This window comes from Pseudomonas sp. M5A4_2d (assembly GCF_053345295.1).
Map to the genome: position 1 here is coordinate 1 of NZ_JBKEZW010000007.1, position 16,112 is coordinate 16,112.

17 protein-coding genes are annotated in these 16,112 nt (G+C 59.5%); 10 read left to right on the forward strand and 7 right to left on the reverse strand.

Annotated elements, in window-relative coordinates; genetic code table 11:
• Positions 1-540 precede the first annotated feature (540 nt).
• The 4 genes from rhtA to ACLBW8_RS16985 all read left to right on the forward strand — a co-directional run bounded on the left by rhtA (position 541) and on the right by ACLBW8_RS16985 (position 3,362).
• Positions 541-1,428: a threonine/homoserine exporter RhtA gene (rhtA, locus tag ACLBW8_RS16970; RefSeq protein ID WP_259762787.1), complete on the forward strand. Its 888-nt coding sequence runs from the start codon at positions 541-543 to the stop codon at positions 1,426-1,428.
• A 165-nt stretch (positions 1,429-1,593) separates the two neighbouring features.
• Complete coding sequence (locus ACLBW8_RS16975) at positions 1,594-1,875, forward strand: hypothetical protein (protein WP_053255332.1); 282 nt, start codon at positions 1,594-1,596, stop codon at positions 1,873-1,875.
• A gap of 115 nt (positions 1,876-1,990) precedes the next feature.
• Positions 1,991-2,722, forward strand: coding sequence for an SDR family oxidoreductase (locus ACLBW8_RS16980; protein ID WP_447805910.1), 732 nt, complete (start codon positions 1,991-1,993; stop codon positions 2,720-2,722).
• A 49-nt stretch (positions 2,723-2,771) separates the two neighbouring features.
• On the forward strand, positions 2,772-3,362 hold the full coding sequence (locus ACLBW8_RS16985; RefSeq protein WP_447805911.1) for a 2-hydroxychromene-2-carboxylate isomerase: 591 nt from the start codon (positions 2,772-2,774) through the stop codon (positions 3,360-3,362).
• A 62-nt stretch (positions 3,363-3,424) separates the two neighbouring features.
• On the opposite strand, the gene ACLBW8_RS16990 is transcribed toward ACLBW8_RS16985, so the two are convergent.
• The 3 genes from ACLBW8_RS16990 to ACLBW8_RS17000 all read right to left on the reverse strand — a co-directional run bounded on the left by ACLBW8_RS16990 (position 3,425) and on the right by ACLBW8_RS17000 (position 6,946).
• Positions 3,425-5,233: a M24 family metallopeptidase gene (locus ACLBW8_RS16990; protein WP_447805912.1), complete on the reverse strand. Its 1,809-nt coding sequence runs from the start codon at positions 5,231-5,233 to the stop codon at positions 3,425-3,427.
• Between the two features lie 49 nt (positions 5,234-5,282).
• Positions 5,283-6,443: a cysteine desulfurase family protein gene (locus tag ACLBW8_RS16995; RefSeq protein WP_447805913.1), complete on the reverse strand. Its 1,161-nt coding sequence runs from the start codon at positions 6,441-6,443 to the stop codon at positions 5,283-5,285.
• A 233-nt stretch (positions 6,444-6,676) separates the two neighbouring features.
• Positions 6,677-6,946: a hypothetical protein gene (locus ACLBW8_RS17000; RefSeq protein ID WP_128590215.1), complete on the reverse strand. Its 270-nt coding sequence runs from the start codon at positions 6,944-6,946 to the stop codon at positions 6,677-6,679.
• 399 nt (positions 6,947-7,345) lie between these two features.
• Here ACLBW8_RS17000 and msuE point away from each other — a divergent pair, with 399 nt between their 5' ends.
• From msuE to ACLBW8_RS17020, 4 genes are all read left to right on the forward strand, one after another.
• Positions 7,346-7,909, forward strand: a complete 564-nt coding sequence (gene msuE, locus ACLBW8_RS17005) for an FMN reductase (protein WP_262667469.1) — start codon at positions 7,346-7,348, stop codon at positions 7,907-7,909.
• A 9-nt stretch (positions 7,910-7,918) separates the two neighbouring features.
• Positions 7,919-9,061, forward strand: coding sequence for an FMNH2-dependent alkanesulfonate monooxygenase (ssuD, locus tag ACLBW8_RS17010; protein WP_128590218.1), 1,143 nt, complete (start codon positions 7,919-7,921; stop codon positions 9,059-9,061).
• Between the two features lie 148 nt (positions 9,062-9,209).
• Positions 9,210-10,397, forward strand: coding sequence for an acyl-CoA dehydrogenase family protein (locus ACLBW8_RS17015; protein ID WP_221294358.1), 1,188 nt, complete (start codon positions 9,210-9,212; stop codon positions 10,395-10,397).
• Positions 10,398-10,408: 11 nt separating this feature from the next.
• The gene (locus ACLBW8_RS17020) at positions 10,409-11,512 is read left to right on the forward strand and encodes a sigma-54 interaction domain-containing protein (protein WP_064451697.1); all 1,104 of its coding nucleotides are present in this window, start codon (positions 10,409-10,411) and stop codon (positions 11,510-11,512) included.
• On the opposite strand, the gene ACLBW8_RS17025 is transcribed toward ACLBW8_RS17020, so the two are convergent.
• The gene (locus ACLBW8_RS17025) at positions 11,501-11,866 is read right to left on the reverse strand and encodes an antibiotic biosynthesis monooxygenase (protein WP_221294357.1); all 366 of its coding nucleotides are present in this window, start codon (positions 11,864-11,866) and stop codon (positions 11,501-11,503) included. The genes ACLBW8_RS17020 and ACLBW8_RS17025 overlap by 12 nt on opposite strands.
• Before the next feature lie 100 nt (positions 11,867-11,966).
• Here ACLBW8_RS17025 and soxR point away from each other — a divergent pair, with 100 nt between their 5' ends.
• Positions 11,967-12,416, forward strand: a complete 450-nt coding sequence (gene soxR / locus ACLBW8_RS17030) for a redox-sensitive transcriptional activator SoxR (RefSeq protein WP_064451695.1) — start codon at positions 11,967-11,969, stop codon at positions 12,414-12,416.
• A gap of 124 nt (positions 12,417-12,540) precedes the next feature.
• Here the strand turns inward: soxR and ACLBW8_RS17035 are convergent, their stop codons facing one another.
• From ACLBW8_RS17035 to ACLBW8_RS17045, 3 genes are read right to left on the reverse strand one after another with little or no spacing between them, the layout of a single operon-like run.
• Positions 12,541-13,311 carry a MetQ/NlpA family ABC transporter substrate-binding protein gene (locus ACLBW8_RS17035; RefSeq protein ID WP_221294356.1) on the reverse strand — a complete coding sequence of 257 codons (771 nt, stop codon included), beginning with the start codon at positions 13,309-13,311 and terminating at the stop codon, positions 12,541-12,543.
• 28 nt (positions 13,312-13,339) lie between these two features.
• Positions 13,340-14,005, reverse strand: coding sequence for a methionine ABC transporter permease (locus tag ACLBW8_RS17040; RefSeq protein ID WP_064451693.1), 666 nt, complete (start codon positions 14,003-14,005; stop codon positions 13,340-13,342).
• A gap of 3 nt (positions 14,006-14,008) precedes the next feature.
• A complete protein-coding gene (locus ACLBW8_RS17045) occupies positions 14,009-15,232 on the reverse strand; it encodes an SfnB family sulfur acquisition oxidoreductase (RefSeq protein WP_447805914.1) in 1,224 nt (407 codons plus the stop codon).
• A 225-nt stretch (positions 15,233-15,457) separates the two neighbouring features.
• Between ACLBW8_RS17045 and ACLBW8_RS17050 the strand changes: the two genes are divergently transcribed.
• Entirely contained in the window at positions 15,458-15,916 is a 459-nt protein-coding gene (locus tag ACLBW8_RS17050) for a VOC family protein (protein WP_447805915.1), read from the forward strand.
• Positions 15,917-16,112: the final 196 nt, after the last annotated feature.

The following is a 16,112-nucleotide window of genomic DNA, read 5'->3' on the forward strand; positions in this document are numbered from 1 at the left end:
GAGCGGTTGGTTAAGATCTTTCGTCTCAACCGAGGCGCGCATTCTACAGCAGCCTCATTTGCTGTCAAGTGATTATTTTCAGAAGTTTTCGAAGAATTCCTCAACAACTTCAACCACTTGCGCTTCCGATCTCTCGTTAGCGGGAGGCGAATTCTACAGCGTTACACGCTGCTGTCAACACCTCTTTTTCTCCGCTTTCGACCGAGAGGATCGAAACGTTAATAGAGCCAAACAACACTGCCCTACCAACTCCTTCTGGGCTTCGATGAACTGAAGCAACTCGCTGCCGAACTCTGCATAACTCTTTGTTTACCAAGGAGTTTTCCGTTTCGACTGCGCCGGAAGTGGGGCGAATTATAGACTTCCAGAATCTGCCGTCAACCCTTAATTTAGTTTCTCTATCAAACAGTCGAAAAACCTAAAAACCCCTTCTATATAGAACGCCAAAACGAACAGCTGAGCAATATATTGCTCAAAGCAGGTCAGTTAAGCATCATACGCGTTCTGCTTCTCTACTATGACTTCGGACGAACACCCCCAATGAACACCCCACCGCGCAGCCTGGCCTCGGCATTGTTTCCAGTCGGCCTGCTGTTGATCGCCATGGCTTCCATCCAATCCGGTGCCTCGCTGGCCAAAAGCATGTTCCCCATCGTCGGCGCGCAGGGCACCACCACCCTGCGTCTGATTTTTGCCAGTGTCATCATGCTGCTTCTATTACGTCCATGGCGCGCCAAGCTGACGGCAAAGTCCCTGCGCACTGTCGTCGTCTATGGAATGGCGTTGGGCGGCATGAACTTCCTCTTCTATATGTCCTTGCGCACAGTCCCCCTGGGCATCGCGGTAGCGCTGGAATTCACAGGGCCACTCGCCGTCGCCATCTACGCCTCTCGCAGAGCTGTGGATTTTCTATGGATTGGCCTCGCGATTGCGGGCCTTCTGTTGCTGATCCCAACGGGGGAAGCCAGCAGCGGTATTGATTTGATCGGCGTCGCCTACGCACTGGGCGCAGGTGTCTGCTGGGCACTCTATATTCTGTTTGGTCAGAAGGCCGGCAACGACAACGGTGTGCAAACGGCAGCACTCGGGGTAATGATCGCCGCCTTGTTCGTTGCGCCGATCGGCATCGTGCATGCCGGTAGCGCATTACTGACGCCTGCGCTGATTCCCGTCGCCCTCGGTGTTGCCATTTTATCCACTGCCCTGCCCTATACCCTGGAAATGATCGCTCTCACCCGCCTTCCTGCCCGTACCTTCGGCACCTTGATGAGCATCGAGCCCGCATTCGGCGCGCTCTCTGGCCTGTTTTTCCTACAAGAGTACTTGTCCCTCACTCAATGGATGGCGATCACTTGCATCATTCTGGCCTCCGTCGGCGCCACGCTGACCATGCGCAATGAATCCAAACCGCTGGTACCGGCTGATTGATCCTCATCGAAGGTAGCTCTGGCATTTGCCGCTCATTTAGGCCATGTTTAGGCCGTAAGCGAATGTCTTTCATGGAGAATTTCGACACGGACAGCTGAACGCTACAATCGAGAGCGCGTAAAGCCTGCATCGAGCCTTTTTGCGAAGCGGCTATTAAGGATAGTGATGAAACGAATTTTGATACTGTTAATGGTCGTGGGCATAGCTGGCTGTGCGGCGACCACCAAGACAGAAGTGAAACGGGGCAAAAAAGGGCTGCATATCAACTGTTCAGGCCTGTCCTCTTCCTGGGACCAGTGCTACACCAGTGCAACCAATTCATGCGGTGCCAAGGGCTACCGGGTTATCGCCAAGTCCGGTGACAACTCCGAAGAGCCGGGGGACTATCCTTTCGGCATCAATCCTGCCGGCTACACCAGCCGCAGCATGATCGTCATCTGTAAATGACCGCCCGAGCAGTCCACGTCCGACTGCTCCCCCCTTCTTAAATTTCGCCCTCAACCCGGCCATTCGCGAAGCCGCGTCTACACTCCTGCTCGACAATCGAGCCAATGGAGTTTCCATGACACACAACAAGAAAATCGTATTGGTAGTGGGTGCCGGTGATGCAACCGGCGGCGCCATTGCCAAGCGCTTTGCCCGTGAAGGTTATGTGGCCTGCGTCACCCGTCGCAGTGCCGACAAGTTGCAGCCCTTGGTGGACAGTATCCAATCGACGGGTGGCGAAGCTCATGGCTTTGCCTGTGATGCGCGTAAAGAGGAAGACGTGATCGCATTGATCGAACAGATCGAAACCGAACTGGGGCCCATCGAAGCATTCGTCTTTAACATCGGCGCCAACGTGCCTTGCAGCATCCTGGAAGAGACCGCCCGCAAATACTTCAAGATATGGGAGATGGCCTGCTTCTCCGGTTTCCTGAATGCTCGCGAAGTCGCCAAACGTATGGTGACCCGTAACCGAGGCACCATCCTGTTCACCGGCGCCACCGCCGGGCTGCGCGGTGCGGCAGGGTTTGCCGCATTCGCCGGCGCCAAGCACGGCATCCGCGCCCTCGCACAAAGCATGGCGAGAGAATTGGGCCCCAGGAATATCCATGTCGCCCACGTGGTGGTTGACGGCGCTATCGACACCGACTTCATTCGCGACAATTTTCCGCAGAAATACGCCCTGAAAGATCAGGACGGCATCCTCAATCCCGAACACATCGCCGACAACTATTGGTACCTGCACAGCCAACCACGCGACGCCTGGACCTTTGAGTTGGACCTGCGCCCCTGGAATGAACCCTGGTAGGCGCGTCTACTGCCCAATAAAGAACAACAATAAGCAGCGAGTATCGACCATGAGTAAAACCCTGGAATTCTTCTTTGACCTCGGCAGCCCGGCCACTTACCTGGCCTACACCCAACTGCCGGCTTTATGCGCCGAAACCGGCACGCAACTGGTCTATCAGCCGATGCTGTTGGGGGGCGTGTTCAAGGCCACTGGCAACGCCTCGCCAATCACCGTGCCAGCCAAAGGTCGTTACATGTTCAATGACCTGGCGCGATACGCCAAACGCTACAACGTGCCGCTCAAGTTCAACCCGCACTTCCCCATCAACACCTTGGTGCTGATGCGAGCCGTTACCGGTATACAACTACGTCAGCCAGAACGCTTCCAGGCCTTCATCGACTGCCTTTTCCGCGCCCTTTGGGTCGAAGGTCGCAACCTGGGCGATCCGGCTGGCGTGGCCGCAGTTCTGGCCGAAGCAGGTTTCGACCCTGAGGAAGTGCTGGCCCTGGCCAACGACGAAAGCGTAAAAACAGCCCTCAAGGACAAAACCGAAGAAGCCATTCAGCGCGGCGTTTTCGGGGCGCCCAGCATGTTTGTAGGCAATGACATGTTCTTCGGTCAGGACCGTCTGGAATTTGTGCGCGAAGCCCTAAGCTAGACATTGATAGCCAACCGACCTTGAACGCCGCTTGCGAGCAAATCGCAAGCGGCGCTTACCGATCAAATAGCCGCGGTACGCACCTGCAGCCACTCCAACGCAGCACCGCTGAGCAATGGGCTCAAACGCTCACGCACTTCGGCGTGGTAGGCGTTGAACCACTCGCGTTCGTCCACCGTCAGCAACGATGGCTCCAGGCAACGCGTGTCGATTGGGCACAAGGTCAGCGTTTCAAACTTGAGGAACTCACCAAACTCGGTCTTGCCGGCTTCACGGTTCAATACCAGGTTCTCAATGCGCACACCCCAACGACCTGGGCGATAAGTGCCCGGCTCAATCGAAGTAATCATCCCCGGCTGCATCGCCGTCTGCGGCGCAGTGGCGGCCTGGTAGGCGATCACCTGCGGGCCTTCATGCACATTCAAGAAATAGCCTACGCCGTGACCCGTGCCATGGCCGTAGTCCACACCTTCAGCCCAGATCGGCGCACGCGCAATCGAATCCAGCAACGGCGACAGAATGCCCTTGGGGAAGTGTGCACGAGACAGCGCAATCACGCCCTTGAGGACCCGCGTGCAGTCGCGTTTCTGCTCCTCACTCGGCGTGCCGATCGGCACCATCCGCGTGATATCCGTGGTGCCGCCCAGGTATTGGCCGCCCGAGTCAATCAACAGCAAACCATCGCCTTCGATCAGCGCATGCTCTTCTTCAGTGGCGTGGTAATGCGGCATCGCACCGTTGGCATTGAATGCAGCAATGGTGTTGAAACTCAGCGATACATAATCAGGGCGACGGGTGCGTGCTGCCGTCAGGTGTTCATCGATGGTCAGCTCGGTGATGCGCTCGCGGCCCAACGCACTGTCCAACCAAGCGAAGAATTCGCACAACGCCGCACCATCCTGCTCCATGGCCTGGCGGATATGCTCCGCGTCAGCCAGGCTCTTGCGGGATTTGGCCAGCGTAGTCGGGTTCAGCCCCTCGACCAGCTTGACGCCCGCGTCGAGGTTCTCCAGCAACCCGGTGGTTACACGCGCCGGATCAACTTGCAAGCTGGCACCCGACGGCACGGCACGCAGCGCATCCGCCACTTCGCTGTAGTCGCGCAAGGTCACGCCATCCCGCTCCAGTATCGCGCGCAGTTCGGTGTCGACCTTGCTCAGCGCGACAAACAAAGTGGCCTGCTGCTGATTGATCAGGGCAAAGGACACGAACACCGGGTTGAACGACACATCACCGCCACGCAGGTTGAACAACCAGGCGATGTCATCCAGGGTGGCGATGAAATGCCAGTCGGCGCCCTTCTCTTTCAAGCTGGCGCGCAGGGCGCTGAGTTTTTCGCCACGGCTGACGGTGGCCTGCGGGGGCAGGTGTTGATAGATCGGCTGGGCCGGCAACGCGGGGCGGTCGTGCCAGGCTTCATTCAGCACGTCGATATCGGTACGCAAGCGCGCGCCGCGCTCCGCCAGCTTGCCGCCCAGGGTACGCGCCGACGCCACGGCCATCACCGCACCATCCACCGCCACCACACCGCCTTCCGGGGTGTGTTCGGCCAGCCATTCCAGGGGGCCGGGCTGGCCCGGTTGCAACTTCACCAGCTCGATACCACTGCCCTTGAGTTCCTTGGTCGCCTGTTCCCAGTAACGGCTGTCGGCCCAGACACCGGCGAAATCTGCGGTGACAATCAACGTCCCTACCGAGCCATAAAAGCCGGACAACCATTGCCGCCCCTGCCAGTAACCCGGCAAATACTCGGACAAATGCGGGTCGGCCGACGGCACCAACAGGGCGTGGATGCCCTCGCGGCTCATCAGTTCGCGGGTAAGCGCCAGGCGCTGGGGAACGGTTCCATGGGTCAAAGGCTGAGTGCTCATTGTGTCTCCTGCTAACCACTAATAATTGTTATGTACTGCGCATGACAAATCAGACGGCCCAGAACGCCGGTGCACTGGCGAGTGCGGCCTTGATCAATTGCACGGCCTGGTCGATGTCCTGCTCGGTGGTGAACCGCCCCAGGCTCAAGCGAATGGTGCGGCCGGCGCTACGTGCGTCATGGCCAAGGGCCAGAAGCACGTGGGATGGCGCATTGCTCGCCGAGTTGCACGCCGAGGTTGCCGAAAAGGCAATGCCTGCGCTCAATGCGGCGGAATTGAATTCACCTTCACTGAACGTGAGGCTGAGCGTATGTGGAATGCGCTGCGTAGGGCTGCCATTGAGGCGCACACCCGCCACCGATTCCAACTGATCCAACAGGCGCTGACGCAAGGCGACGATAGTGGCCTTTTCTGCTGAGAACGACGCTGCCGCCAAAGCGAACGCGGTGCCCATACCCGCAATCTGGTGTGTCGCCAGCGTGCCGGAGCGCAACCCGCCCTCGTGGCCACCGCCGTGAATCTGCGCCAACACTTTCTGCTGGGCACGAGGGCCCACGTACAACGCACCGATGCCCTTGGGGCCGTAAAGCTTGTGTGCGGAGAACGACATCAAATCCACCGGCCACTCAGCCAGGTCGATCGCTACCTTGCCCGCACCTTGCGCCGCATCCACATGCAGCAACGCACCATGCTCACGCACCCGCGCGCCAATGGCGGGGATATCGTTCAGAGTGCCCAACTCATTGTTCACGAGCATCAAGGACACCAGAAAGGTGTCTTCGCGCAGCGCTTCGCTCACCGCTTCGGCGCTGATCAGCCCTTCGGCATCCGGCACCAGGTAGGTCACGGCCACCCCGGCTTCCTGCAGTTGCCGCGCAGTGTCCAGCGTGGCTTTGTGTTCGATCTGGCTGGTGATGACATGCCCACCTGCCACACCACGCGCCTGGGCCACGCCCTTGATCGCGAGGTTGTTGGATTCAGTGGCGCCGGACGTCCAGACGATCTGCTCGGGCTGGGCACCGACCAACTCGGCCACCTGGCGGCGCGACTGTTCAACCGTTTGCCGGGCCGCTTGGCCGAACGCATGGGAACTGGACGCAGGGTTACCAAAGTTGGCATTGAAGCCCAGGCACTCGACCATCACCTGGATGACCCGCTCATCCACCGGCGTGGTGGCGGCGTAGTCGAAATACAACGGACGTTTATTCATGACGTTTAAGACTCGCAGAGCGGATTCCCAAGAGCAGCGTCTCGGGGGCATGGACCGGAACAGAGGTCGTCAGGTTTAACCGATCGAATGCCATTAAAGAAGAACCACTTTATTTAAATGTGCGTAGGAACGCTCCTGAAATTCAGCTTAACAGGCTGAAGTAACCCCATGGCAAACAAAAAGCCCGAGGTTCCTTAAGGGAATCCTCGGGCTTTTTACCGCTCGGCGCGGGCTCAACTGGGACGACCATGCAACACCACACTGCGTTCAGCGTTCATTTCACCCTGATGATCAAAGCCGAAGGGCTTCTGTGGCTGGCCGGTCAGTGCCGCGCGCTGCTGCTGATACTCATCAAACGACAGGCCACGACGGCCCAAGGCCTCCAAAGCCAATTGCTTGGTTTCTTCTGCGGTGTACGGACGCGATTCTGGTGATGGATGGGTCGCACAACCGGCGAGGACGGAGCTGACAACTATTAAGGAAACAGCCAGAAAATGGTTCATGGTGAAGGCCCTGCGAAGGAGGTTTCGAGTCAATGAACACAGGCTACTCCCGCCCTCGCACGGTGAAAAATCACCGTCCGTGATAGTCGCTATCAACCATTCAGCCCCCTTCGATAGGGCGCAAGATATATTCATTTAAGATCTATAAATATGGAAATACGTTCATTTACGGAATAACCGTAACCCTCTATAACTGGCTGCACACCGACTAACACTGTTCGCCACGCAACTGTTGCCCACGCAACAGTCATTCAACAAAACACCAGGCCGACAACAGCAGCTTTTTTCAGCAGTGAGCGCGCAGCCCATGTAAATCAAGGCTTCCAGCCGTTGGTACAGCTCTTGCTCAAGACGCTTCACTTCTCTTGCAATGAACCACTGTTGAAAAAGGAACTGTTCATGACCCGTCCCCTGAATGTCGTTGCCCTCTCCGGCGGAACCTGGCGCCCCTCCCGCACATTGGTGCTGACCCAAGCCGTGCTGGCCGAACTGGCGAGCCTGCTGCCGATCCAGACCACACTGATCGAACTGGGCGACATCGCCCGGCCTTTGGGCGGTGCCCTGTCGCGTGATGAACTGCCGGCCGAGGTCGAATCCCAACTGTTGGCCATCGAACAGGCCGACCTGCTGATCGTCGCCGCACCGGTCTATCGCGGCTCCTACCCTGGCCTGCTCAAACACCTGTTCGATCTGGTCGGCCTGAACGCGTTGATCAATACACCGGTGTTGCTCGCGGCCACCGGCGGTAGCGAACGCCACGCACTGGTCCTCGAGCACCAACTGCGCCCGCTGTTCAGCTTCTTCCAAGCGCTGACCCTGCCGATCGGCGTGTATGCCACTGAAGCCGATTTCACCGACTACCAAATAACCAGCGAGCCCTTGAAGGGCCGCATCCGCCTTGCCGCAGAACGCGCAGCGCCACTGTTTGCCGCGCACTCTCCTTCTCTGCTGAAAATCGCTTAAGGATTTGTCATGGATGTTTTCTGGTTTCTGCCAACGCACGGCGACGGTCATTACCTGGGCACCACCCAAGGGGCACGGCCGGTCACCCTCAACTATCTGAAACAAGTCGCACAAGCAGCTGACAGCCTCGGTTACTACGGCGTGTTGATTCCTACCGGCCGCTCGTGCGAAGACTCCTGGGTTATCGCATCAGCGCTGGTACCGCTGACAGAACGCTTGCGTTATCTGGTCGCCATTCGCCCGGGCATTATTTCGCCTACGGTCTCGGCGCGCATGGCCGCTACCCTGGATCGCCTGTCCAACGGTCGCTTGCTGATCAACGTGGTGACCGGCGGCGACCCCGACGAAAACCGGGGCGATGGCAGTTTCCTCGACCACAGCGAACGCTACGAAGTCTCAGACGAGTTCCTGCAGATCTGGCGCCGAGTGTTGCAGGGCGAATCGGTGGACTTCGAAGGCAAACACCTGCGCGTACAGAATGCCAAGGCCCTTTATCCACCGGTGCAGAAGCCGTATCCGCCGCTGTACTTCGGCGGTTCTTCCGACGCCGCCCACGACCTGGCCGCCGAACAGGTCGACGTATACCTGACCTGGGGCGAGCCGCCCGCCGCTGTTGCGGAAAAACTCGCGGATGTCCGCGAACGTGCCGCCCGCCACGGCCGCACCGTGAAGTTCGGCATCCGCCTGCACGTGATCGTACGCGAGACCGAAGAAGACGCCTGGAAAGCCGCCGACAAACTGATCGAGCACATCAGCGACGAAACCATCGCTGCCGCGCAAAAATCCTTCTCGCGCTTTGACTCCGAAGGCCAGCGCCGTATGGCCGCCTTGCACGACGGGCGCCGCGACAACCTGGAAATCGCCCCCAACTTGTGGGCCGGCGTCGGCCTGGTACGCGGCGGTGCCGGCACGGCACTGGTCGGTAACCCGCAGCAGGTGGCCGAGCGCATCAAAGAGTACGCCGACCTAGGCATCGAGAGTTTCATCTTCTCCGGCTACCCACACCTGGAAGAAGCCTATCGCTTTGCCGAGTTGGTGTTCCCCCTGTTGCCGGAACCCTACGCCAGCCTTGCCGGGCGTGGCGTCACCAACCTCACGGGCCCGTTTGGCGAAATGATTGCCAACGATGTGCTGCCCACAACGAAGGCCTGAGCGCGCTGAATCTGCTTTATGGGGAAGCGGGCTTGCTCGCGAATACGTCAGTTCAGTTAATTCATTTGCCATCTGACACACCGCTTTCGCGAGCAAGCCCGCTCCCACATCTGGCCTTCATTGCCAAACCGATATTGAGGAACATCGTGTGACAGCCAAACCCCACAGCGTCCTGCCATCGCCGTTGCAGACCGCCAAACTGCTGGCCGCCGAATTTGCCCTCACCGCCGTCGAGCGCGATGAGCGTGGCGGCACACCGAAAACCGAACGGGACGCCCTGCGTCAAAGCGGCCTGCTGGCCCTGAGCATTCCCACCCAATACGGTGGCCTCGGTGCACGCTGGAGCGAAACCCTGGGCATCGTTCGCGAGTTCGCCAAGGTCGACAGCTCCATCGCGCACGTCTTCGGTTTCCACCACCTGATGCTCGCCACCGTGCGCCTGTTTGCGCGTCCGGACCAATGGCAGCCCTGGTTCGAACAGACCGCACGCAAAAACTGGTTCTGGGGCAACGCCCTCAACCCGCTGGACACGCGCACGGTGGTCAAGGATTTTGGCGGCTGGCGTGAATTCTCCGGCAAGAAGAGCTTCTGCTCCGGTGCCAGCGATTCGGAAATGCTGATTGCCTCAGCCGTGGATGAAAGCGCTGGCGGCAAACTACTGATTGCTGCGATTCCCAGCGGGCGCAGTGGCATCACCCTACATAACGACTGGAACAACATCGGCCAGCGTCAGACCGACAGCGGCAGCGCCAGCTTCGAACGGGTACGCGTCGAGGAGTCGGAATTGCTGCTCGACCCAGGCCCACTGAGCACGCCCTTCGCCTGCCTGCGCCCGCTGATCGCGCAACTGACCTTCACGCATATGTTTCTCGGCATTGCCGAGGGCGCATTTGAAGAAGCGCGCAATTACACCCTGACCGAAACCCGTTCATGGCATAAATCCTCGGCCGACAACGTACGCCAGGACCCTTACGTCCTGCACCATTACGGCGAGTTCTGGGTAGCCTTGGAAGGCGTGCGCCTGCTGGTGGAACGCGCTACCGAGCTGCTCGACCAGGCCTGGGCCAAAGGCCCCAACCTCAGCGAACACGAACGCGGCCAACTGGCCATTGCGATCGCCACCGCGAAAGTCGCCGCCACGCGCCAAGGCCTGGAGTTGTGCAGCCGTCTGTTTGAAGTCACCGGCGCGCGCTCCACCCACGCCTCGCTGCGCCTGGACCGCCACTGGCGCAATCTGCGCACGCAAACTTTGCACGACCCGGTGGACTACAAGCTCCACGAACTCGGGGACTGGGCGCTGAACCAGTCCCTGCCGATTCCAACGTTCTACTCTTAAGAGAGGTGCCTATGCAGCTTTTAACCTTACCGCCCTCGCCCGCCCTCGCGACGTCGATTCGCGCCACGGCCCAGGTCTTCGAAGACCCGAAATCCCAGGCCCTGCTCGATCACATCCAGCAAGTGGCACCCAGCGAAGCCAGCGTGCTGATCATCGGCGAGACCGGCACCGGTAAAGAGCTGGTGGCGCGCCATATTCATAACCTCAGCGCACGGCGCAACCGGCCGTTCGTGGCGGTGAATTGCGGGGCATTTTCCGAATCGCTGGTGGAGGCCGAACTGTTCGGCCATGAAAAGGGCGCCTTTACCGGCGCGCTCAGCGCCAAGGCCGGCTGGTTCGAAGAAGCCGACGGCGGCACTTTGTTCCTGGATGAGATCGGCGACTTGCCGATGGCGATCCAGGTCAAACTGTTGCGCGTATTACAGGAACGCGAGGTGGTGCGCCTGGGTTCGCGCAAAAGCATTCCCATCGACGTGCGCGTGCTGGCAGCGACCAACGTGCAACTGGAAAAGGCGATTAATGCCGGGCACTTTCGCGAAGACCTCTACTACCGCCTCGACGTGGTCAGCCTCGAGCTCAGCCCGCTGCGCGAGCGCCCCGGCGACATCCTGCCACTGACCCGGCACTTCATCGAAGCCTACAGCCAGCGCCTGGGCTATGGCCCGATCACCATCAGCCGCGAGGCCGAACACAAGCTCAAAAGCTACAGCTGGCCGGGCAATATTCGCGAGCTGGAAAACGTGATTCACCACACCCTGCTGATCTGCCGCAACGGCGTGATCGAACGCGATGATCTGCGCCTGTCGAACCTGCGCATCGAGCGCCAGGACGACAGCCAGCACGGCAGCGATAACAGCGCAGAAGCGTTGCTGGCGCGCGCCTTTCAAAAGCTGTTCGAGGAACAGGCCGGCGCCCTGCATGAAAAGGTCGAGGATGCGTTATTGCGCGCCGCCTACCGCTTCAGCCATTACAACCAGGTGCATACCGCCAGCCTGCTGGGCCTGAGCCGCAACGTCACGCGCACACGCCTGATCAAAATCGGTGAGTTGGCGGTGAACAAGCGCCGCCCTGGGGAAAACGTGCAAGGCGAGCGGATGCTGCACTTATCCATTTAGGCGACAGTGCAACGCGTTGTCATGGCTGCGCTCAAAGCTGCGCAGCACCTGGAACGAACCAAAGGTCACCGCCGTGGCCTGGTGGGCGCGAATCAGCGTCCAGAAATCTTCCTCGCCGTGCTCAAAACATTCAAACGCCGCCTCACCGTCCTCGCGGGAGCGCCATTGCAGGTAATTGAGCACCCGCCGCCCGTCTTCACTGACCTGCACACTCGCATTGATAAAGCCGCCGTGGCCTTGGGCCAGGCGCTCGCTTTGGGTAGACAAGGCCGCTACCAGGGCGAACTGCTGCCGGGGCTCGATCTGAAACTCGATCAATTGAGTGAAGCTGCGATTCTTCTCTGATACCTGCATGAACACTCCCCTTTCTCTGTAAGCAGAATCTTGCGATTCGATGCAACGCAGGGTAAAACCTCTAGTTAAGTCAAGGTCAAGCATTGATTCGGAGTTTTTCATGCTCACTAAAGAACTCACCGTCGGCCAACTGGCCGCCCGCAGTGGCGTAGCGGTCACGGCTCTGCACTTCTATGAATCCAAGGGCCTGATCAAGAGCAATCGCAATGCGGGCAACCAGCGGCGCTACCCACGGGATGTGTTGCGGCGGGTGGTGGTGATCAAGATTGCCCAGCGCTTGGGGATTGCGCTGGCGACCATTGGCGAGGCATTGCAGACCTTGCCGGATGAGCGCACGCCTACGAAGCAGGATTGGGAACGTTTGTCGGCGCTGTGGCGAGAGGACCTGGACGATCGCATCAACAAATTGTTGCTGCTGCGCGACAAACTCAGTGGGTGCATTGGGTGTGGGTGCCTGTCGTTGGACGCGTGCCCCTTGCGTAATCAGGATGATCAACTCGGGGAGCGTGGGCCGGGTGCCCATTTGCTGGAGCCCACCACCGCATCTTGACTTGGGAATGCGACCAATGTGGGAGCGGGCTTGCTCGCGAATGCGGTGTATCAGTAACAAAATTGTTGGCTGACACTCCGCATTCGCGAGCAAGCCCGCTCCCACATTTAGTGATTTGCCAGGCTCAGAATCCTGGGGCAATCTGGCCTTTGTAGCGCGTCAAAATGAACTGGCGCACTGCCTCGGAATTCAACGCCTTGGCCAACTTCTGAATACCCGGGTCGTTGATATTGTCCGGCCGTGCAACCAGGTATTCGACGTACAGCGATTTACCCTTCTCCACAATCAACGCGCTGTTGGTATCGATCCCCGCTTCCAACGCGTAATTGGCAAACACAAACGCCAAGTCCACCTGGCTCACCGAGCGCGCCAGCAAGGCGCCTTCCAGTTCGCGGATTTTCAGGTGCTTGGGGTTCTGCGCAATATCGCGCGGTGTGCTCAAGGTGTTGCTTGGGTCCTTGAGTTTGATCAGCCCGGCCTCATCCAGCAGCACCAGCGCGCGCCCGGTGTTGACCGGGTCGTTGGGGATCGACACGGTGGCGCCGTCCTTGAGCTCAGCAATGTTTTTGATCCGCGTCGAGTAAGCACCAAACGGTTCGATATGCACACCCACCACCGGCACCAGGTCGGTGTGGCGAGTCTTGTTGTAATCATCCAGAAACGGGCGGTACTGGTAATAGTTGGCGTCGATGTTTTTCAGCGCCAATTGCTGGTTGGGCTGGATAAAGTCGGTGAAGACTTTGATTTGCAAATCCACACCTTCCTTGGCCAATACCGGTTTGACGAACTCGAGGATTTCCGCGTGAGGTACAGGGGTCGCGCCCACCACCAATTTCTCGTTGGCGAACGCATTGAACGACAGGACAGCAGCCAAAATGGCCAGGGACTTTTTCATGCATGCTCCAAGGTTAGCTTTATAAGAATTAACGGCGGCTATAACGCGCTACCAAACGATCACCCGTCATCTGCAAGGCCTGCACCAGCACCAGCAAAAGCACCACGGTGACCACCATTACGTCGGTCTGGAAACGCTGATAGCCATAGCGAATCGCCAGGTCACCGAGGCCACCGCCACCGATCACCCCAGCCATGGCGGTGTAGTCCACCAGCACAATTGCGGTCACGGTCACCGCCGCCAGCAACCCGCCGCGAGCCTCCGGCAACAGCGTGTGGCGGACCACCTGCCAGGTACTGGCGCCCATGGACTGGGTAGCCTCCACCACACCGCGGTCCACCTCGCGCAACGCGGTTTCCACCAGCCGCGCAAAAAACGGGGTGCAGCCCACCACCAGCGGCGGGATGGTGCCCGGCACGCCAAGGGACGTGCCGACCAGCAACGTGGTCAGCGGGATCAACACAATCAGCAGGATGATGAACGGCAGCGACCGCAGCACGTTGACCACCACTGACAGCAACCGATACACCACCAGCGCTTCGTGCAACTGGCGCTTGCCGGTGAGAAACAGCAGCACGCCGAGCGGCAACCCCAGCAGCACGGTAAAACCCAGGGCGGCGCCGAGCATGCTCAGGGTTTCCAGGCAGGCTTGGCCGATGTCAGCCCAATAGATGTTTTTAAATAACTCGGCCATGCGTTATGACCAGTCGTGACGTGGCGGCCGGGTGCCATTGAGCAACCAGTTGCCCACCACGTGGTATTTCCAGCGCACCGGGTCGTGCAGGGTGTGCACCCGCGCGTTGCGCCAGTGGCGGTCGAAGTTGTGCTTCTTCAGCGTCGAACGAGTACCGCCAAGTTCGAACAGTTTGTTGCTGGCTTCTATGGCGATTTCAGTCGTCAACACCTTGGCCCGAGCCACGGCCAGGGACGCGTGGGCGACGTTGTCTTCATTCGGTGCCGGGCGTGCGGCGTCCAAGGCAAACCCGGCGCGTTGCAACAGGGCTTCGGCGGCTTCCAGGCGAATATCCAGGGCGCCGACCTGAATGATGGTCAGCGGGTCTTCACTGGCTTTTTGCACCCCGGCGTCGATCCACGGCCGGGCAAATTGCTGCACGAACTGCACAGTGTCGCGCAACGCGGCACGGGCAATTCCGGCGTCGATGGCGGCGGTGGTCAGTTGTGCGAAAGGACCGGCAAGGGTCGGGGAATCGTAGGATTTATGCGTAGGAAACAGATTGAAAGCCGACACCCGCAGGTTTTCCGCGAGCACGCTGCCGCTGCTGGTAGTGCGCTGGCCCATGCTGTCCCAGTCGTCGACGACCACCAGCCCTTCTGTGCCACGCTTGACGAAGGCCAGTTGCGCATTTTGCTGCTCATCCAGCGCCAACACCGCCAACCAGTGGGCGTACAGCGAACCGGTGCAGTAACCTTTGCGGCCGTTGATCACATAACCGTCGCCTTCGCGTCGAATCGTGGCCTGGATGTCCTGCACGTGCTTGCCGCCGGTTTCCGACAGCGCATTGGCAAAACGATGGCCTTGCAGCGCCAGGCCGAAGAAATGCGCCTGCTGCTCGGGCGTGCCTTGCAGGCGAATATCCTCCAGCAGGCAGTAGTGGTTCTGCGGGATCTGCCCCAGCGATGGGTCGGCCGCCGAGATAATCGCAATCACCTGGGCCAGCACCGCATAGGAGACTTGGGCGCCACCAAACTCGCGCGGCACGCTGATGCCCCACAGGCCGCTGTTGGAATACAAGTCGACCACCTCGGCGGGGACCTGGCGGGTGCGGTCGCGTTCGGCGTCCTGCTCCAGCAGCACGGCGGCAACGCGATGGGCGACGGCAACCGCCTGGGCTTCATCGCGGATCAGTTCGGCATGGGGTGCGTGAATGGGGTAATCGGCAGACACAGGCAGTACAGACATACAACGCTCTCGGGCGAATGGTTTGTCTGCTCTATTGCAGCTTCTGTGCCGTGCCCCGAAACAGGCGGCCTGGCCACCAAACCGAGATCGAAAACCGCCTTTGGCGCAGCAATCTGCCTGTTCACTGTTGCCTGGCCAACACCTCGTCGGCTGCCCGCAAGCCGCGCGATACGTGGCCTATAGTAAATAGCCCGTACCTCCATAACCACAATCAAGGAGAACGACATGAGTGCCAAACCTATCCCCGAGGGTTATCACAGCGTTACGCCTTATATGGGCATCGACAACGCCGCCGAAGCCATCGAGTTCTACAAGAAAGCCTTTAGTGCCACGCAAGTCATGCGCCTGGACATGCCCGACGGCAAGGTCGGCCACGCCGAACTGCGCGTCGGTGACTCGGCGATCATGCTGGGCTCGCCCTGCGCTGAAATGGCATTGCGCAATCCGGACGAACACACCAGTGTCGGCTTGCACCTGTATGTGAACGACGTGGATGCGCAATTCGAACAAGCCGTTGCGGCAGGCGCCAGTGTGGTATCAGAGCCCAAGGATCAGTTCTACGGCGACCGGTCGGCGAGCGTGAAAGATCCATTCGGCCATCTGTGGTTCCTGGCCACACGCAAGGAAGACCTGACCGAAGCACAGATCCGCCAGCGCGCCGAAGCGATGTTCAAGCAAGGCTGAGCGCGCGCCTGCAATACACATCAAATGTGGGCGCTGGCTTGCCTGCGATGCAGACACCTCGGTGTTCAGGTACATCGCGTCGATACCATCGCAGGCAAGCCAGCGCCCACAGGGGTCCTCATTGTCTGAGCGATCGGGGCAGGCCGGCAGGCTCCTACACACTTCATGAACAACCCCTACACGCTTTCCCCCTTGC